Annotated in this window: 3 protein-coding genes and 2 pseudogenes; 4 read left to right on the top strand and 1 reads right to left on the bottom strand. The window is 57.6% G+C overall.

Annotated elements, in window-relative coordinates; translation table 11 throughout:
• Both OQK_RS17645 and def read left to right on the top strand, forming a co-directional pair.
• Positions 1-458, top strand: a 458-nt coding sequence (locus OQK_RS17645) for a YihY/virulence factor BrkB family protein (protein ID WP_016773545.1), incomplete at its 5' end; no start/stop codon positions are given.
• Complete coding sequence (gene def, locus OQK_RS17650) at positions 455-994, top strand: peptide deformylase (RefSeq protein WP_016773546.1); 540 nt, start codon at positions 455-457, stop codon at positions 992-994. The genes OQK_RS17645 and def, both read left to right, overlap by 4 nt.
• Positions 995-1,075: 81 nt before the next feature.
• Here the strand turns inward: def and OQK_RS17655 are convergent, their stop codons facing one another.
• On the bottom strand, positions 1,076-1,483 hold the full coding sequence (locus OQK_RS17655) for a GNAT family N-acetyltransferase (RefSeq protein WP_016773547.1): 408 nt from the start codon (positions 1,481-1,483) through the stop codon (positions 1,076-1,078).
• An 826-nt stretch (positions 1,484-2,309) separates the two neighbouring features.
• Here OQK_RS17655 and OQK_RS32055 point away from each other — a divergent pair.
• Positions 2,310-2,978: pseudogene (locus OQK_RS32055) on the top strand (PAS domain-containing protein); the annotation flags it as partial.
• A gap of 114 nt (positions 2,979-3,092) precedes the next feature.
• Positions 3,093-3,524: pseudogene (locus OQK_RS32060) on the top strand (methyl-accepting chemotaxis protein); the annotation flags it as partial.
• Positions 3,525-3,693 lie beyond the last annotated feature (169 nt).

Below are 3,693 nucleotides of genomic sequence, written 5' to 3' on the forward strand. Positions count from 1 at the left end.
CACAAGTGGGCCTGGAATACTTCATCGTCACGGTGTGGACGATTGCCCGCTGGCCGGTGATCGTGATTCTGATGATGGTCGCGGTGGCGCTGATCTATTACGTGATGCCCGACGTCAAACAGGAATTCCGTTTCATCACCCCAGGTTCGGTGCTGGCTGTAGTGGTGTGGATCCTAGCCTCGTTGGGGTTTGCCTTTTACGTGAAAACCTTCGCCAACTACAACGCGATGTATGGCAGCATCGGGGCGATCATCGTGCTCTTGCTGTATTTCTACATTTCTTCCGCAGTCCTGTTGCTCGGCGCAGAGATGAACGCGGTGATCGAGCACATGTCCGCCGAAGGCAAGGAAAAGGGCGAAAAAGCCCCTGGCGAGCCTGACGAATCCCCCAAACAACACGTCTCGGGCCTGGGCCGCGATCATTCGCTCAAGCCGGACACTGACGAAGCGCGACCATGATTCGTGAAATTCTGAAAATGGGTGATGAGCGCCTGCTGCGCATCGCCGCGCCGGTACCACCGGAAATGTTCAACAGCGCCGAGCTCTGGCAATTGATCGACGACATGTTCCAGACCATGGAAAGCGTCGGCGGCGTTGGCCTCGCGGCGCCGCAGATCGGCGTCGACCTGCAACTGGTGATCTTCGGCTTCGAACACAGCGAGCGTTACCCGGATGCTGAAGCAGTGCCGCAGACGATCCTGATCAATCCGCTGATCACGCCGTTGAATCCGCTGATGGAAGAGGGCTTCGAAGGCTGTCTTTCGGTGCCGGGGCTGCGCGGCGCGGTGGATCGTTATCAGCAGATTCGCTACGAAGGCTTTGATCCCAAGGGCGAGCCGATCGTGCGCGTGGCCTCGGGGTTTCATGCACGAGTGGTGCAGCATGAATGCGATCACCTGATCGGCCGGCTGTACCCGTCGCGAATTACCGATTTCAGCAAGTTCGGCTTTACCGAAGTGCTGTTTCCGGACCTTGATCCCAACGTTGACGATTAACCAGAATCGAAAGATCGCAGCCTTCGGCAGCTCCTACAGGGATCGGTGTAGGAGCTGCCGAAGGCTGCGATCTTTTGATCTTCAAACTAGCCCCATCGCAATCATCGGCTTACTCCGCGCGTACCGGCTCAACCGCTCGGCCATCGCCTGCGGCAGCGGCGGATCGAAGCTGAACCCGCGTCGCTCATAAAAACCGCGCAAATCAGGATGGCAAAACAGCCACACCGGCTCCTCCACCTTAGCAACCGCCGCCGCGATCAGTTGCGCAGCAATTCCCTGCTTGCGACACCCCGGATCAACAAACACCCCCGTCAGCCAATGCCCGCCCGCTACCGGCCGCAGGCACAGCGCCGCAACGATCTCGCCGCGCCGCGCTACCCACAACTGTGCCTCGCGCACGGCTTTCATCGACGACTGGTGGCTGCGGTAGAACTTGTTCATCAGCGGCCACAACGATTCGTCGAGCTGGCTGTAGTGGATATCGGACATGGTTCGGGCTGTCGCTGCGAAAAGCGCCGATTATAAAAGAACGCGCGCCTCGGGATAGGTGTATACCTGAACTCACACCCCTGTGAGTGGAGTACCGATCATGTCCAAAGGTATGGATTCAAAGAAAGCCGCGAAGAAGAAGCCGGCCAAGACTGCGATTGAAAAACGTGCCGAGAAGAAAGCCAAGAAGGTCGACATCTTCGGCCATTAAGCAATCTCTACGGGAGCCCGTTTCGCGGGCTTCCGCTTCGCTGGCGAAAACGCCCGTTTTTACCACACTGTCTCCCGCGCTGAACCGTTTCTTGTGCAAAAAATGCCAGATACTGGCCGACTAGTGGCCTTGCGCCCGGCGTCGGGATGGCTATGCTTTGCAGGTAACTAACCATGTCGACCGTCATGCCAACAGGGCGACGGTACCAGGTTGGTCCGTGATTCATGCTGCCAGAGTGCGCATTCCAAGGCACCGACACTGAACCAACAAGGAGCGTCATCTAAATGGAAGTTCTTCTACGCGTTAGGGCTGGCCCGCTTGCGGGCTATCAAGAAAAGGATGTCTTGATCAGAGCGTCGCTGCTGGGACCCTCCGATTGATCATCATTTATCACCTGACAACTTCCTCCCGTGGAGGAAGGCGTGTGCCTGTTCTGTGGAACGTAGTGATGGATCTTGCAAGACCAGAACTTTCATCAAATCAAAAGAACGCGCGGAAGGTGATACAACCATGTTCAACCTACATCACAAGGCTGACCTGCGGGAAATCGAACGCTTCAGCTGTGCGCTGACCGAGGCCAACGCGAAAATAGAGGCGATCAGCCGTTCGATGGCGATGATCGAGTTCACCCCGGACGGCATCGTCCTCGACGCCAATGAGAACTTCTGCAAGACCATGGGCTACAGCGCCGAAGAAGTGCGCGGCAAACACCATCGGATCTTCTGTGAAGAAAGCTTCTACCGCAGCGAGGACTACGCGAAGTTGTGGCGTGACCTGGCCCGTGGTGAACCGCTCAGCGGCACTTTTCTGCGCCTGAACAAGAGCGGCCGGGAGATCTGGCTTGAAGCCAGTTACATGCCGGTGTTCGGGCCCGACAAACAGGTCAGAAGTGTGATCAAGGTCGCGGCGGACATCACCGCGCGCATCAACAAAGAACATGAAGAAGAAGCCATGCTGGCGGCGATCGGTCGTTCCATGGCGGTGATCGAGTTCACTCCCGAAGGCAATGTCATACGCGCCAACGACAACTTTCTGCAGACCATGCAGTACGCGCACCCTGAAATTGTCGGCCAGCACCACAGCCTGTTCTGTCACCGCGCCGAAGCGGAGTCCGCGCAATACAAAGCGTTCTGGGCTTCGCTCAATCGCGGCGAATATCACTCGCACCGTTTCGAGCGCAAGAACAAGTCCGGGCAGATGGTTTATCTGGAAGCCTCGTATAACCCGCTGTTCGACGCCAAGGGCCGCTTGTACAAAGTGGTCAAGTTCGCCAGCGACATCACCCGGCAGATGACGACCCTGCAAAACGCTGCGGAATCGGCCCACAGCACCTCGGTACAAAACGACGCGTGCGCGCAAAAAGGCTCACAAGTCGTGCAGCAGACCGTGCAGATCATTCAGGACATTTCCCGCGATCTGAACGAAGCGGCGGTGAGCATCGATGCGGTAAGCAAACAGTCGGACATCATCGGCACCATTGTCCAGACCATTCGCGGCATTGCCGACCAGACCAACCTGCTGGCACTCAATGCAGCGATCGAAGCCGCGCGCGCCGGTGAGCATGGACGCGGTTTTGCCGTCGTCGCCGATGAGGTGCGCAGCCTCGCCGCGCGGACCAGTCAGGCCACTCTGGAAATTGTCGACGTGGTGCGCAAGAACCACGACCTGTCGCTGAGCGCAGTGTCGAGCATGCAGTCGAGCCTGAGCCGAACCGGGTTGGGCGTGGAACTGGCGAACGAGGCGGGCGAGGTGATCCTCGAGATTCAGCAGGGCTCGCGGCATGTGGTGGATGCGATCAGCCAGTTCAATGAAACCCTGCAATTGAACTGAGCTGTTTCAACATCACCAGTAACCAATGTGGGAGCGAGCCTGCTCGCGAAAGCGTTATGTCAGCCAGCACATGTCTTTCTGATACGACGCCTTCGCGAGCAGGCTCGCTCCCACAGTTGAGTCCTGCGTTGGCCTTCAACGATGAGCAATATTCTCCAGCGCCAGATTA

The sequence above is a fragment of the Pseudomonas sp. R62 genome, from assembly GCF_000257605.1.
Taxonomy (GTDB): domain Bacteria; phylum Pseudomonadota; class Gammaproteobacteria; order Pseudomonadales; family Pseudomonadaceae; genus Aquipseudomonas; species Aquipseudomonas atacamensis.